Here is a 14,406-nt window from a genome sequence, read left to right as displayed (position 1 = left end):
AATTTATTGGCTCCCTAGTTTGGCAACCAATCCATCGATTGCAAGGGCATAGCCTTCGACACCAAAGCCCACGATTATGCCTTCGGCGACTGGCGAGAGGTAAGAATGATGACGGAAAGATTCGCGAGCATGAACATTAGAAATGTGCACTTCAATAACCGGGACTTCTGCGGCTTTAATGGCATCATAGATGGCAATTGACGTGTGGGTATAAGCACCAGCGTTGAACACAACGCCAATCATCTTGCCTTCTTTTACTGCTCGACCAGCACGGTGCAGCGCATCTATCAATTCGCCTTCATGGTTGCTTTGGAAGCATTCAACCGCGATGCCATGTTTATCACCTGTATCACGACAAAGTTGTTCGACATCTGCCAAAGTACTGTGACCATATAGCGCAGGCTCACGTTGCCCTAACATGTTCAGGTTTGGGCCGTTCATAACCAAAATAGATTTCATTTCGTCCCCTTAAGCGATGTCGTCTATGTATACAGTGCGACCAGTCTTAACCGCTTCAACCACGGCTTCGGTAACGCGGAGGTTTTGCAGACCGTCTCTTACCGTAACTAGCGGCTTTTCTTCTTTACGAATGACACGACAAAAATGATTTAACTGTTCAACCAGCGGGTCTTTGCGCGTTAGCGAAACATCCTCGCACTCGAAAGGCTTCCACCACGATCGGTCTTCTTCGTTTCTGTAAGTTTTAAGGCGCATTGTTGGCACAGAGATCGAGCCGTTTGTACCTGCAATGTGGTAGCAATCTTCATCGGGATAGCTTGCATAGGCTTTGTTTTCCTGTGACGTTTGTTCCCAGCTACGCCCCGACCCAGCAGTATCTGAGAGAAGGAAAGTGCCTAATGCACCGTTGGCAAAGCTCAAGCTAATCGCGACGGTATCTTCGACCTCAAATTGTCGTCGACGGTTAGACGCCATGGATTGAACGGCAACAATTTCACCGCAGAGATAGCGTAAGTTACCGATGTCGTGAATAAGGTTTATAAGAATAGGGCCGCCGCCTGTTTTAGTGCGCCAAGGCGCTGCGACGAAGTAATCCTCAGGCTTGTAGAACATAGCACTACCATGGGTTGCCACGATCTGGCCAATGGCTCCCGAATCTATGATTTCACGAGTGCGTTTAATAATAGGGCTATGCATACGGTGGTGACCGACCAGCAAGGTGTCCCAAATCCCTGGCTCTTTTGTGGCAATTTCCAGCAATGCGTTGCCTTCCGCAACGGTATGAGAAACTGGCTTTTCAATAAGCGCGGGAATACGGTACTCGACACAGAGTTTGGCCTGTTGAACATGCAAGTTGTTTGGTGTCGCGAGAATCACACCATCTGCCAATCCCGAATCCAATAGCTCTAATAGTGTTTCGAAATGTGGCACGCCATATTCTTTTGCTAGCGAGATGCTCGCTTCAAACGGATCGACAATCGCGGCTAAGTCGCACACTTTGCTCTCCGAGACGAGTCGAATATGATTTTTGCCGATCAATCCTGCGCCGACGACGGCAATTCTTGGTTTCTCCATTTACTGCAGACTTCCTTGTTATGGTTATGGTTCGGCAGATTTTTTACTGCCGTTTTTGGGTGCTGTTTTCTCTCATCCGCTTCAAGAATCCACCAAGGTGGGCCTCGAGTGCGTTGTTACACGCTGGGAGGTCACGGTTTAACGCAGCTTCCAGAACGCTATGGTGTTCATCGACAACGTATTTGCCGCGAAAACCTTCGGTACGTAGTTCCATCACGACAAACTGGCGGAACTGATCATAGACTTGTCGGTGATAGTGCATATGCAGCTCTGACTGGCAGGCCCCAATCAATGCAGCATGAAATTCGTAATCACATCGGTGCCACATCATGAAATATTCATCAACGTTCTCGCGCATTTTGCTCTCAACATGCTCGAGTTTGTGGTGTGCGGCGACGAGGTTGCTTTCCCATTCCATATCGCCGTTTTCAAAAGAAGCGCGAGCACCATCCATTTCGAGAAGGATGCGAAGGCGAGTGAGTTCTTCCATTTTCTGAATAGAAAAACTCGCGACGTGGAAGCCCTTCTGGCCTTCTGCGTTCACCAATCCTTCAGAAGAAAGCCTCGTTAGGCTTTCGCGTAAAAGGTTCACGCCACTGCCATAGCGTTCTTTGAGCGATTCCATTCTGAGCCGGCTCCCCGGCTCAAACTCACCTTTTAACAGATCCGTGCGAAGTGTTTCGTACAGCGTCATTTATCCATGCCTCAAAGAAACTGAGCGTGAAGAGAGAAATCCGCGTCGTGTAAATCACGGCACCTTTTTCAGTTTTACTCCCTAAATTTGCCCGCATCTGTCTCGTTTCTGTGAATGGGCTATAAATCTAAAAATATCCCCTTATTTGAAAAATAGGTGACGTTTTAACAAATGAGACACATTCGAGTAACAATCGATCAATCAGTTCGTCTAGGCTAGTTACAGGTCAACAAGCGCGAACTCAGCGAGATTTCGCCTAACAATTTCGTCTAACAGCAAAGGGGCAGTAAGTCTCTGACAAAAAGGAGTGATGTATGGAAGGACTCTGTGGCAGGGAAGACTGCTATCACGGAAAAAGAAAGGGAAGCGTTAGGGGAGTTCCCGCGTTTTCGGCACCATGCTTGGACAGCATTCATTTGAATGCCTGCGTGCACAACAACTATGGAGTCACGTTGTGAAAACGATTCTGCACTGGTTACAGCGAATAGCAGACGGCGTTGCAGTCACCATGTTGGCCGTAATGTTCCTTCTCTTTTGCGCGCAAATCTTTTCCCGCTATGTCTTGAATGATCCTATCGGTTGGTCGTCAGAAGTGCTTCTGACGCTTTGGTTGTGGGTGATTTTCTGGGCTGGCGCGTTTTGTCTGCGCCATAAAGATCATATTCGCTTTGATCTTCTCTTTTTAAGTGTGCCTGGGAAGGTACAACGTATATTTCTGATCTTGTCAGCATTGGGCATCATCATCGGTTTTGGTATTAGCTTTTTGCCGACGTGGGACTACATCACGTTCTACAAAATCAAGAAAAGCGCGATTTTGAAATGGCGCCTCGATTATGTATTCAGTATTTACGGGATTTTCCTTGGCGCGATTATTCTCCGCTACAGTCTTGCACTGATTCAGTTTCTGAATCCGAATTACAAAGTGCAAGAAGACAAGGATGAGCAGGTGGAAGAATGAGTTTAGCATTAACACTATGTTTGGTAACAGTGCTGTTGCTGGCGGCGTTTGGTACACCAGTATCTTTCTCCATGATTATTGGTGCCATTGTTTATTTGGCAGTCAGTGGTCAAGATTTAGCACTGGCAGGCGAGCAGATTATTCAGGGGTTCTATAACAGCTTTATTTTGCTGGCTGTGCCTCTTTTCATTGCTGCGGCGAACATTATGAACGCAGGCAGTATCACAGACAGACTACTCCAGTTTTGTGTCGCAATGGTCGGCCACTTCCGTGGCGGTTTAGGGCACGTTAACATCGTTTCCAGTCTGATCTTCTCCGGTATGTCGGGCTCAGCAGTGGCTGATGCAGCTGGTGTGGGCCGCGTTATCATCAATATGATGACCAAAGATGGTCGGTATCCACCGTCTTATGCGGCAGCGATTACAGCAGCATCGGCAACCATTGGTCCCATCATTCCGCCTTCAATACCCATGGTTATCTACGCATTGGTATCGGATACGTCGGTCGGTTATCTCTTCATTGCAGGCTTGGTGCCGGGTGTACTCATGGGTGTCGTTCTGATGGGTTTGAATGCCTACATGGCAACCAAGATGGATATCCCGAAAGAACCTAAAACCCCAATGAAGGATATTCCGCGCATCACTTTCCGTGCATTGCCAACGCTGATGATGCCAGGAATCCTGCTATTTGGTATTTATGGCGGTATCACTACACCAACTGAAGCGGCAGCCGTTGCAGCTGCGTATGCCTTAATTCTTGCTGTAGCTTATCGCTCAATTAGCTTTAAGCAGCTTTATCATGCATTGAAAGAAAGTGCGTACTCGTCAGCATCTGTCGGTTTGGTTATCGGTTCTGCACTGATCTTCAACTACATTGTGGCGACGGAAAATGTACCGACCGCGATTGCAGAAATGATCACGGCAGCAGACCTGTCACCATTACAGTTCTTGTTGATTGTTAACCTGATTTATCTCGGCCTTGGCTTCTTGCTGGATGCAACGACCGTGATTCTGGTAATCGTCCCGCTGTTTGTACCAGCCTGTCGTGAGCTGGGAATTGACCTTGTCCATTTTGGGGTCGTTACCATCGTAAACTTGATGATAGGGTTAATCACACCACCTTATGGAGTCCTTTTGTTCGTGATCAACGGAACGACCAAAATACCTCTTGCGGGTATTATCAAGCAGGTTATCCCGTTTATTGCGGTGCTTTTAATCGCACTCCTTATCATGATTCTGTTCCCAGACTTGATCTTGTCAATGCCAAGGTTCATGGGATATCAGGGATAGTCCTCGTTGGCACAGAAACAGTATTAATAAAGGCCGTTAAGGCCTTTTTTATTACAGTGCGAATGTCGTTTTCTGTCTATGGTTAGTATCTAGTGGTTTCTACTAAAGGGGAGAGGGAAATGTCTCAGCCTAAATTTAAACTCTACTATTGGCCTTTGCCATTTCGAGGAAGTTTCATTAGCTATCAGTTTGCATACAAGAGCGAACCATTAATGATGGAAACTGATCATTCGGAAATTCGGGCAATGATTTCAATGCCACCGGAACAACAAAGCATGACGCCTTTTACTGGGCCTCCATTGCTGGTGGAGCTCAATACCGGACGTTCAATAAGCCAAATGCCTGCCATAGTATTGTATGTTTCCGAGTTTTTAGGTTTGAACCCCAAGGACCCATTTGAGGCCGCAATGTGCATGAAGATCCTTATGGATTGTAATGACGTGCTGATGGAGTTTTGCCGCTACAACGGCGAAATGATGTGGGACCGTGACAGTTGGACATCATTCAGAATGGCGCGATTACCACGTTGGATGAAGATATTTGATGAGATGTTTGCTCGTGGATACTTAGGCAAAGAGCAAGTGAGCTACGCGGACATTTCGGTATATGCGCTATTTGGCAATATGGTGCGTTGCTTTCCCGAGTTAGAACCGGATCTTCAGAAATATGCTCCTAACGTTTATACCCATTGCAAGACGATCAGCAGGGAGCCTTCACTTGCGTCATTGGTCGATGAGCAAGAGCGAATGTATGGAAAGTTATATTGCGGTGGACAAATTGAAAATTCAATCCGCGATATGCTGGCTTTAGACTAAGCAGAATTGATAAATGCCCAATAGATTATTGGGCATTTTGGTATGGAAATGGGATAAAGGAAACTCGAGTTTCGAATTAAAGTCCGCTAGTTCCTATCACTCTTTTGAGATTTTTCGAGCGACATGCTTGTCACCAATGATGATACCCTCGGCTTCAATAGTCGACCCGATAAGAGCATCTAGGCTGAGGTTATCTTCGTATTCTGTATTAACATCAGTGAAGATTGTTTTGCCTTTTATTTGGAAAGATTTGGTGTCGTAATCAACATCACCGACATAACCTTCGATATCGAACTCGTAGTCATCCCAGTCAAAGTCGAAATCAAAATCATCTTCAAACTCGACTTCTTTCGCGATGGTGCGCTTGCTGTTTCCTGTGTATTCAACTTCAACATTGACGCCTGGACGCAGCTGCGACTTGTTACCATCTTCAAACTCAGTAGAAGGCAGCACGTTGAATAGTCCGCGGTAGTTCACTTCAAAGCTACTAAGGTCATTTGCAACCCAAGTCACAACACCTTCGATTTCACCTCTGCCATGGATGACGTTGAATGTTTTAAGTTTGATGGTTTCAGCCACCAATTGACCGGTAAATTCATTGTAGCTACCAAGAACTTCTGCCCACGCTCCGTTGCGAAGTTTCTTAATATTATTAATGAGTCTATCGTCGAAGAGAACGGTAAGCGAGTTTCCGATCTTAAATGTGTTGTTTTCAAGGTTGATGTTTGAAACACGACCTTCAGCTTCTGCCATGCCATTTGCGTCATATTCAAAATTAACGACCGAAAGCACTTTATAGCCCATATTCGCAGTAGGTAGTGCTGACACCATTACCCAGTCACCGTTTTGGATTTTTGGCGACAAGTTAAGGAATTTCAACGCAACGCCGCTAACCTTAAATGTGCCTTGAAGACGGTCAATATCAGTGATTTTTCCCGTAAAGGTAGGATCCAGTTCGACGGTTGCATTGTTGTTCATACGTGTGTTGGTGTTAAGCGCAACCATCATATTGGGAGCCAGCATGTCATGGGTTAATTGCTGCCCTTGATACGCAAGCGAAGCCACGCCGTAAGATTGCGTGTTTACAGTAATGCTTGAACCAGTTACTTGTTCAATTTTACCTTCTACAGACATCGCTGCAGTTGGTGAGGTAGTGCTGCTATCGCTGCCGCCGCCGCACGCTGTTAGAGCAAGTGTTAAAAATGGGAAAAGCGCGTAACGTTTCATTCAAAAGCCTTATAGAAATGGGGTGCAAAAAACGCGCGCGGAATGTAGCACGGGAATTGTCTGGAGATTTACGAGGAAATGTCAGCGTTCTGTAAACTTGATTATGTTGTGTGGATATATGAACCAATATCACATTTTACTGGTGTGAAACGCAGAGCAAAAAGAAAGCAAAGGTGCTGTAACCTTTGCTTTCAGTGGATTAACTGACGACTTCTTTGTTTGTATCTCTGGCATTTGGGGTCGCTTTTGAAGGCTTAGCCATGGAGACCTCGTCGAGTAAATACAAGATAGAGCGATAGGGGATGCCACTATGATGCGTTAAGCCAATTTCGCACGTCCGACTGTTGCTAAATCCTCTCGTGCAGTCCTGCGGTATTTGCTGTTTGAGTGGTGCGGTAGCCGCTGCATTTAGCTCGGGCGTGAAAAAGCCTTTGTCACCTGCAAAACCACAGCAGTCGATATGTTCAGGTACGACGACGCGTTTTGCGCATGCCTTTGTTAAGTTAAGTAAAGAATCAGCCAGACCCATCCGTCGTGTGCTGCAAGTAATATGCAACATCACTGTTTCGTCGACTTGCTGAATATCGAGATCATTCCACAGATACTTAATGACAAACTCTGAAGGTTCGTAGATACCTAGCGGAAAGGTAAACTGCTCTTTACTTATTTTCACGCAGGGACTGGTATCCATCAGTACGGGGAGTTTTCCAAGTTCGCTGGCTTGCCATAATGTAGCCTCCAGACGATAGCTTTTTTCTTTGCTAAGTTTTTTCATACCCTTACTGTCATAGGGCATACCGCAGCATTGTTCTTCAAGTTTTTTAGGGATGATGACCTGATAGCCCGCACGCTCTAGCAGTGACATTGTCACTTCTGTTAGTGTTTTAGTGTCTTCACTGTTCACCTCGTTACCCATATTTCGGCTGGCACAGGATGGATAATAAACAACACGTTTGGGCTTTCTGTTTTCTCCGGTTTTTGGCACGTGTTTATTTGCTTGAGGGAAGTCAGGGTGCCATTCCGGTGTCTTACCTTTAGAGAGGTTCCTAAGTCCATTCACGGTTTTACTCAGGGCCTTTTCGCCAAGCGTTTTTTGCATGGCTGCATTGGTTTTTAGTCCAAGTCTCGTTAGGGCTGTTGTTGCACCAAAATGGTTTGCACTCCATGTGGCAATTGGCGTAAACCGTTTGTATTTCTCTGTTCTAACCTGCTTGATCAGATCGCCAGTATTGATACCAACAGGGCACCGGTCTGCACACAGTCCTGTTGCAGCACAAGTGTCTACGCCTAAATAGTTAAATGTCTTTTCAAGCTCAGCGTATTTGTCACTTTCATTGTTGTGTTTAAGCCGCTGCATTTCACGGTACAGCACGATGCGTTGACGAGGAGAAAGCGACAGGGTTCTTGAAGGGCACACCGCTTCACAGAACCCGCACTCAATGCAGCGATCAATAATATCATCCGCTTTAGGCATGGGTTTTAAGTCGGTGATATGGGCGTCTGGATCGTCGTTAATAATAACGCCGGGGTTGAGTAAGCCATTTGGGTCAAACAAGGTTTTAATTTGACGCATCAACCTATAGGCATCGGAACCCCATTCAAGTTCGACGTAGGGTGCCATGTTTCGACCCGTTCCGTGTTCTGCCTTGAGAGAACCTTGATATTTTACAGCGACGAGATGTGCGACAGCGTCCATAAATGCGCCATAGCGTTTTACTTCTATCTGAGAGTCAAAGCCTTGCGTAAACACGAAGTGGAGATTGCCTTCCAACGCATGGCCGAAAATGATTGCTTCGTGATAGGCAAATTCGTCAAACAACGCTTGGAGCTCTCGAACGCCGGCTGCAAGCCTATCAACTGGAAAGGCAACATCTTCAATAATGACAGTGGTGCCCGCTTCACGAACTGCGCCTACAGCGGGGAACATACCTTTTCTGATACTCCAAAGTGTGTTTACCGTTGACGGGTCAGAGGTAAACATTACCTGGTGTGGGATATCAAAAGCAGAAATGGACGCCATAATCGTGCGACATTGATGATACAGCTCATCTTCACTCGCAGCGCGGCTTTCAACGAGCAATGCGCAATGCTCAAGAGTCAATGTGGGCATAAACTCGGGCATGCCAGCTTTTTCCGCTACCGAACGCAAGGCGCGGCCGTCCATCATTTCAACTGCCGAAACAGGCGTGTTTGCGAGGATAGAAACGGCGTTTGATGCGCTTTCAATGTCACTAAACACTAAAAGTGCAGAAGACTTATTCGGGTGCTCAATGACCGTGTTGTAAGTAATTTCTGCAATAAACCCCAGCGTACCTTCAGATCCGACCATTAAATGGGTAAGAACATCGATGGGATCGTCGAAATCAATTAAGGCATTTAGTGCATACCCAGTGGTGTTTTTGAGGCGATACTTATGTTGAATTCTCTCGAAAAGAACAGCATCGTTTTTTACTTCACTACAGAGCTGAAATATTCCCGCCAAAAGGGAATCATGAGAAACACGAAATTGCGCGACTGATTCGGGTTCAGCGGTATTGAGGATCGTCCCATCGTGAAGGACTAAGGTCATGGCGTCGACTGTCTTGTACGTGTTCTGAGCCGTTCCACAACACATTCCACTGGCGTTGTTCGCTGCTATACCACCGATTTTACAACTGTTAATTGATGCGGGATCCGGTCCAATTTTACGTTGATAGGGGGAGAGGTATTTGTTGGCATCAGCACCAATAACGCCGGGTTGGAGACGAATTTTAAGACCATCGCTGATGATTTCGTGGTCTCGCCAGTTGTCCGTCAGCGTAATAAGAACTGAGTCGGACACTGCTTGACCAGACAAGCTAGTACCCGCTGCTCGGAACGTAAAAGGGATGTTTTTATGTGAGCATGACTGGATGATGAATACCATTTCTTCCAAAGAATTGGCTTGAACGATCAACTTGGGAATCATCCGGTAGAAACTGGCGTCAGTGCCATAAGCCATGAGTTTTGCATCGTCACTGATTAATCGAGAGGCCGGAATCTGAACACTCAGTGTGTTAATCAGTTCCAAATAAATGTCGTTGCTTGGCATCCCTGCCATCAGTCTACTCCTTCACCAAAAATACGATAAGACGTTTGGGACCATGTGCGCCATAAGCCAAAGTCTGTTGAATATCTGCGGTTTTGGATGGGCCTGAAATAAGAAGAAGGTTGGTAGGTGGCGTGGTTCCCCAACCTGCGTTTGTCCAAAACGGCGTTGTCATTAACTCGCTGAAATTCGATACAATGTCAGATTCCCGTATGATAGCAATGTGAGTGGGTGGCACGAGTGATAAGGCTCGAGGTTCTGAACCTCCAGGAATGGTTGCAAGTGTTCCTGTATCCGCTATACCAGCTTGTGAGAAGGTAATGCCGACATCAATTTCATTAAACAGTGATGTTTTGAATGTTTCGATTGCTTGATCATAAATAGCAAAGTGTGACTGCTCACAGCCTGCGATGAGATCAGGCATCAGTGGGTTGTTATCGCCCACAAGTACGCGTTTAAACCCTTCTTGATTGATGAGGTCAGTTAAACAGTGAATAAGCGTCTCTTTACTTGTGCACTTAATCTCTGCATGACATGCAGACATTTTTTCTATAAACCGAGTAGTACGCTCATTTTGATCATCTGAGTGCCACGCCTGCCATTCAGGTAAGGGCTTAGCATCCGTGAGAGTTGGTGCCGATTTCAGTTTGGCAAAGATGGCAGCGCGGGCGTTTTGATTTTGAGTGTTCATTTACTGTCTCCACGGTTTGCCAATTTTTGCTTCAACGACGTTTTTGCCAGTTTTGGTTTAACGCGGCATTGAGTCCACCCACCGAGATTGTTAGGTATAACACCGTTCATCTTACGCGCTGTGTCGAGCGCGGTATGGTAGAAAGAAGGGTGAGTTGCGGCATACGCGAAACCTTTCATTGCAGCTTTTTCGAGAACACTGTTTGCTGCGTCTTGCCCGTTTATAGGTGCGTGTTCTTGTTGCGCTTTGTTCTTGGACTCTTGGCGCAATCGTTGAAGAAGGGAGGGAATTGGGATTCTGACTGGGCAGACTTCTTCACACGCACCACATAGGCTGGACGCGGTAATGAGATCTTTGGTTTTGTCTAGGCCCATCAAATGAGGGGAAATTATTTTGCCTATTGGACCAGGGTAAACTGTACCATAAGCATGCCCCCCGATTCGGGTATAAACCGGGCAATGGTTCATGCATGCACCGCAACGGATGCATTGTAGTGTTTTACGAAGTTCGCTGTCGTGGTAAGCCTGAGAGCGTCCATTATCAAGCAAGATTATGTGAACTTCTTTAGGGCCATCAAGCTCACTTTCTTTTCTGGGACCCGAAATCATATTGAAGTAGGTAGTGATCAATTGCCCAGTGGCCGAACGGGTTAGTGCACTGAATAGCGGTGGCACGTCAGTGAGAAACTCAACCACTTTTTCAATGCCAGTGATGGCGATGTGTGTGTCAGGGATAGTGGTGCACATTCGCCCATTCCCTTCGTTTTCGACAAGACAAAGCGTGCCTGTTTCTGCAACGGCAAAGTTGACGCCGGATACACCAATTTGAGCGTCTTGATAGGCTTGTCGTAGCATTCGGCGGCCCGTTTGAATGAGTTCATCTACATCAGTGGTAGGAACAAACCCTTGGATATTGTGTTCAAAGGTGTCTGACACTTGCTGCTTATTTTTGTGAATCGCAGGCATGATGATGTGAGAGGGTGTGTCGCCGTCTAGCTGAACGATATATTCGCCCATATCGCTTTCCAGACAACGAATACCGCGCTTTTCCATATGGTGATTGAGTTCAATTTCTTCACTCACCATAGACTTACCTTTCACCATTAGCGTGGTTTGTTTGTCTGCTGCTAACTTAGAAAATATGGCATTTGCGTCTTCTGCGTGCTGTGCCCAGTGAACTTGGATGCCGTTCCTTAGACACTGAGTTTCAAATTTTTCCAACAACTCTGGTAGTTTACTCAAGCAACGTTGGCGGATGGCTTCCGCGCGATCACGAACCGCCTTTTCTTCATCTTTATCGGGGAATGCCTCTTTTCGTTTGGTTCTGAGGTAATCCATGGCACCGCGAAAATTTTGGCGAAGCTCTTTATCGGCAAGGGCTTCTTTGGCCTGTTGGTGTATATGCTCAGGGGAGTTATGGTTCATTGGTTTCCTCCTGATAAGCCTGTACGTTGCGCAATAAATCTCGCGATATGTCGTCCTTTAAAAGGCTGGCCTTTGTATTCTAGCGCGCCATTAATATTCAACATGCACCCCCAATCGGCACTGACATATTCCATTGCGCCAGTTTCTTGTAAATTCCGAGATTTATCATCAACCATTGCTTCACTGATATTAGGGTGTCTGACGGAGAAGGTTCCGCCAAATCCACAACATTCTTCTTCATACGCTGCGGGCCGAACTTCAACGGAAGAAAGCTGATTGAGTAGGTGTGCGCTGTGGGCGTGAACATTCATTTCTCGCCTTGCTGCACAGGAAGTGTGAAGAGCGATTTGTGTAGGTTCACCTGTGTCATTTAATGTTGCGTGACAAACGCAACTTAGAAACTCAGTAAACTCAAAAACGCGGGCTGCGAATGAAAGGGCTTGATTTTCTAATGTATGACCATGAAACATTTTGGGGTAATGGTGCACCATCATGCCACCGCAGGACCCAGAGAGAATCACGATAGGGTACGATTCTGGGAATAAGGCCATTTGAGATTCAGCGACCTGAATGGCTTCAATCGTGTAGCCAGATGAATAGGCAGGCTGTCCGCAGCATGTCTGCTTGGGAATGTATATAACTTCAATCCCTTGGTTCTCTAGAACGGCTATTGCGTCCACACCAGTATCTGGGTCAAATGCGTCGACCAAGCAAGTCGCATAAAGATAAACCTTGTCTGGTTTTGCCGGATAGATTCGAGGAGATGGCATACGGTGTCCTTGCTTAATGCGTGTGATAGTTCACACGCTTCAATCTATGTGCTTCTACCTAGGGTATAGCGTCTAAGAAAGAGCATAGGAGGTTGAGATTTGAGAATAAATAGCATTAAATGAAATGATTATTTCCAAAAAAGAGATAATGAATGAAATCAGATGACGCGATACTCTTTGCAGAAGTGGCTGAATTGGGATCGTTTAAGTTAGCAGCAGATAAACTAGGCTTAGCGAACTCAGTCGTGAGCAAGCGTATTCAGAGGCTTGAGAAAGATTTGAATGTGCAGCTATTGCATCGTACGACACGAAAGCTATCCCTAACAGAAGCGGGTATCTCGTTGTTACCTACAGCTAAACGGTTGGCTCAACTTAGTTTAGACGCTATCGAATCTGTGAATCAGCTCTCTTGTGAAATGAAAGGGCGGTTGTCAGTCTCTGTTCCCACAATTTCCGGTGACTTGCTACTTGCCGAGACAATCGCGGAATTTGCGAGTCGCTACGACGGTCTTCGCATTGATGTCACGCTTAGCAATCGCTTTGTGGATTTGATTGATGAGGGCTATGACCTTGCTATTCGCACAGGATACCTAGAGGACTCCAGTTTAGTTGCTCGCCATATCATCGACTCTCAATGGATTGTCTGTGCGTCGCCAGAATATGTTGCGAGGAATGGACGCCCTGATTCTCCGGATGCGCTCAAAAACCATAACTGTCTGCATTATACCTACCAAAGTACTGGTGCTGCTGATTGGGAGTTTTTTGCCACGAGAACGGAAGATAAGCGTATCGTCAAAGTAACGGGTAACTTTTCAACAAACAACGCTGCCGCTCTCCGTAAAGCGGCGTTGGCCGGGCACGGAATTGTCTATGTGCCTAGGTGTTTGGTATATCACGACTTGCAAGAAGGTAAATTGATGGATCTCTTGCCCAAACAGGTCGCTAAGAAGCTCGGCATTTACGCGGTTTATCCTTATACCAAACATCCATCAAAGAAGGTGAAAGCACTGATTGAGCATATTCGTGAACGCTATTTAGACATGGATTACTACTTTTAACGAAAAAACCGCCTCCACTTATAGAGACGGTCTGCTTCGATGTTTTTCCTGTTAAACGAGCTGTCTGGCCATTTCGCGTCCGTTGCCGCGATTAACTTCCAGTATGGTCAACAGATCTTCGTCTAAGCCAAGCATGCTGTACTCTAACTGATGGTTAAGCCATGTTTGCCTTGCTTCATCATTTGCCAATGTATCCCAGTTTTCATCAATCTTACGCGATAGGTTGATGATGGCTGCAAGCTGGGAAAATTCATCACCTTGTACTGCGGCGTATTGGTTTGCTATGGCATCAATTAGCTTGTCTGCAAACTTCCAATTTTTTGCCAAGGCTCCCCCGAGTTGCGCACAATCGGTATCAAGCACAATACGTTGGGCTTCATCTTTGGTTTTGCCCGTTTCTACATGCAATTCAATTTTCTGCGCTTTATCGGGATAGACGGTGTAGATCAGCAAATCTCCAATGTTGTGAAGCATGCCTGCGGTAAATGCTTCATTTGGATCTGCTTTTACTTCTTTGGCGATCACCTTACACAAGGTCGCAACCTCGAAGGTCGTCCCCCAAAACTCATTGAGATCGAACCCTTCAATTTCGGGAAATGAACTCATGAGTGCGGAAGCTGTTACCAGCGTCCTGATTGGGCCTAACCCTAATCGAATTACGGCTTCGTCGACAGATGCGACACTTCTGCCTCGTCCAAAGTGTGCAGAATTAGAAAGTCGAAGGACCCGAGCACTAATAACCTGATCTAAGCCAATCTTGTCAGAGATTTGGGTCATATCTGAGTGTTCGCTGTTAACCAAGTCCATCAATTCTTGAACGACTTTGGGTATTTTGGGGAGCTTGTCTACGTGAGAGAGTAATGCGTCAGTGGCCATATGC

Annotated in this window: 13 protein-coding genes; 4 read left to right on the top strand and 9 right to left on the bottom strand. The window is 46.2% G+C overall.

Features of this window, described 5'->3' with window-relative positions; translation table 11 throughout:
* Window positions 1-3: 3 nt before the first annotated feature.
* The 3 genes from aroQ to LRP49_RS06015 are packed head-to-tail and all read right to left on the bottom strand — an operon-like array spanning window position 4 to window position 2,227.
* A complete protein-coding gene (aroQ, locus tag LRP49_RS06025; RefSeq protein ID WP_274140903.1) occupies window positions 4-459 on the bottom strand; it encodes a type II 3-dehydroquinate dehydratase in 456 nt (151 codons plus the stop codon).
* A 9-nt stretch (window positions 460-468) separates the two neighbouring features.
* The gene (locus tag LRP49_RS06020) at window positions 469-1,533 is read right to left on the bottom strand and encodes a Gfo/Idh/MocA family protein (protein ID WP_274140901.1); all 1,065 of its coding nucleotides are present in this window, start codon (window positions 1,531-1,533) and stop codon (window positions 469-471) included.
* Between the two features lie 43 nt (window positions 1,534-1,576).
* Complete coding sequence (locus LRP49_RS06015) at window positions 1,577-2,227, bottom strand: GntR family transcriptional regulator (protein WP_274140899.1); 651 nt, start codon at window positions 2,225-2,227, stop codon at window positions 1,577-1,579.
* 454 nt (window positions 2,228-2,681) lie between these two features.
* On the opposite strand from LRP49_RS06015, the gene LRP49_RS06010 reads away from it, so the two are divergent.
* The 3 genes from LRP49_RS06010 (at window position 2,682) to LRP49_RS06000 (ending at window position 5,289) form a co-directional block, all read left to right on the top strand.
* A complete protein-coding gene (locus LRP49_RS06010) occupies window positions 2,682-3,185 on the top strand; it encodes a TRAP transporter small permease (protein WP_274140897.1) in 504 nt (167 codons plus the stop codon).
* Complete coding sequence (locus LRP49_RS06005) at window positions 3,182-4,474, top strand: TRAP transporter large permease (RefSeq protein WP_274140895.1); 1,293 nt, start codon at window positions 3,182-3,184, stop codon at window positions 4,472-4,474. The genes LRP49_RS06010 and LRP49_RS06005 overlap by 4 nt, the downstream gene beginning before the upstream one ends.
* A gap of 119 nt (window positions 4,475-4,593) precedes the next feature.
* Window positions 4,594-5,289, top strand: coding sequence for a glutathione S-transferase (locus tag LRP49_RS06000; RefSeq protein WP_274140893.1), 696 nt, complete (start codon window positions 4,594-4,596; stop codon window positions 5,287-5,289).
* A gap of 96 nt (window positions 5,290-5,385) precedes the next feature.
* On the opposite strand, the gene LRP49_RS05995 is transcribed toward LRP49_RS06000, so the two are convergent.
* The 5 genes from LRP49_RS05995 to LRP49_RS05975 form a co-directional block, all read right to left on the bottom strand.
* Window positions 5,386-6,516, bottom strand: coding sequence for a DUF5666 domain-containing protein (locus LRP49_RS05995; protein WP_274140890.1), 1,131 nt, complete (start codon window positions 6,514-6,516; stop codon window positions 5,386-5,388).
* Window positions 6,517-6,715: 199 nt separating this feature from the next.
* Entirely contained in the window at window positions 6,716-9,595 is a 2,880-nt protein-coding gene (locus LRP49_RS05990; RefSeq protein WP_274140889.1) for an FAD-binding and (Fe-S)-binding domain-containing protein, read from the bottom strand.
* A gap of 4 nt (window positions 9,596-9,599) precedes the next feature.
* Window positions 9,600-10,274 carry a LutC/YkgG family protein gene (locus LRP49_RS05985; RefSeq protein ID WP_274140888.1) on the bottom strand — a complete coding sequence of 225 codons (675 nt, stop codon included), beginning with the start codon at window positions 10,272-10,274 and terminating at the stop codon, window positions 9,600-9,602.
* Window positions 10,271-11,698 (bottom strand): LutB/LldF family L-lactate oxidation iron-sulfur protein, encoded by a 1,428-nt coding sequence (locus LRP49_RS05980; protein ID WP_274140887.1) that lies wholly within the window; start codon window positions 11,696-11,698, stop codon window positions 10,271-10,273. The genes LRP49_RS05985 and LRP49_RS05980 overlap by 4 nt, the downstream gene beginning before the upstream one ends.
* Entirely contained in the window at window positions 11,695-12,468 is a 774-nt protein-coding gene (locus LRP49_RS05975; RefSeq protein WP_274140886.1) for a (Fe-S)-binding protein, read from the bottom strand. Before LRP49_RS05975 ends, LRP49_RS05980 begins: the two co-directional genes overlap by 4 nt.
* A gap of 152 nt (window positions 12,469-12,620) precedes the next feature.
* On the opposite strand from LRP49_RS05975, the gene LRP49_RS05970 reads away from it, so the two are divergent.
* Window positions 12,621-13,526: a LysR family transcriptional regulator gene (locus tag LRP49_RS05970; RefSeq protein WP_274140885.1), complete on the top strand. Its 906-nt coding sequence runs from the start codon at window positions 12,621-12,623 to the stop codon at window positions 13,524-13,526.
* A gap of 51 nt (window positions 13,527-13,577) precedes the next feature.
* On the opposite strand, the gene LRP49_RS05965 is transcribed toward LRP49_RS05970, so the two are convergent.
* On the bottom strand, window positions 13,578-14,402 hold the full coding sequence (locus tag LRP49_RS05965; RefSeq protein ID WP_274140884.1) for an HDOD domain-containing protein: 825 nt from the start codon (window positions 14,400-14,402) through the stop codon (window positions 13,578-13,580).
* Window positions 14,403-14,406 lie beyond the last annotated feature (4 nt).

This window comes from Enterovibrio qingdaonensis (genome assembly GCF_028683135.1).
Taxonomy (GTDB): domain Bacteria; phylum Pseudomonadota; class Gammaproteobacteria; order Enterobacterales; family Vibrionaceae; genus Enterovibrio; species Enterovibrio qingdaonensis.
This window is presented reverse-complemented; position numbering and strand designations above follow the sequence as displayed.

Coding starts and splice junctions, on each gene's coding strand:
- aroQ (WP_274140903.1), bottom strand. CDS start 459: ATGAAATCTATTTTGGTTATGAACGGCCCAAACCTGAACATGTTAGGG.
- LRP49_RS06020 (WP_274140901.1), bottom strand. CDS start 1,533: ATGGAGAAACCAAGAATTGCCGTCGTCGGCGCAGGATTGATCGGCAAA.
- LRP49_RS06015 (WP_274140899.1), bottom strand. CDS start 2,227: ATGACGCTGTACGAAACACTTCGCACGGATCTGTTAAAAGGTGAGTTT.
- LRP49_RS06005 (WP_274140895.1), top strand. CDS start 3,182: ATGAGTTTAGCATTAACACTATGTTTGGTAACAGTGCTGTTGCTGGCG.
- LRP49_RS06000 (WP_274140893.1), top strand. CDS start 4,594: ATGTCTCAGCCTAAATTTAAACTCTACTATTGGCCTTTGCCATTTCGA.
- LRP49_RS05995 (WP_274140890.1), bottom strand. CDS start 6,516: ATGAAACGTTACGCGCTTTTCCCATTTTTAACACTTGCTCTAACAGCG.
- LRP49_RS05990 (WP_274140889.1), bottom strand. CDS start 9,595: ATGGCAGGGATGCCAAGCAACGACATTTATTTGGAACTGATTAACACA.
- LRP49_RS05985 (WP_274140888.1), bottom strand. CDS start 10,274: ATGAACACTCAAAATCAAAACGCCCGCGCTGCCATCTTTGCCAAACTG.
- LRP49_RS05980 (WP_274140887.1), bottom strand. CDS start 11,698: ATGAACCATAACTCCCCTGAGCATATACACCAACAGGCCAAAGAAGCC.
- LRP49_RS05975 (WP_274140886.1), bottom strand. CDS start 12,468: ATGCCATCTCCTCGAATCTATCCGGCAAAACCAGACAAGGTTTATCTT.
- LRP49_RS05970 (WP_274140885.1), top strand. CDS start 12,621: ATGAAATCAGATGACGCGATACTCTTTGCAGAAGTGGCTGAATTGGGA.
- LRP49_RS05965 (WP_274140884.1), bottom strand. CDS start 14,402: ATGGCCACTGACGCATTACTCTCTCACGTAGACAAGCTCCCCAAAATA.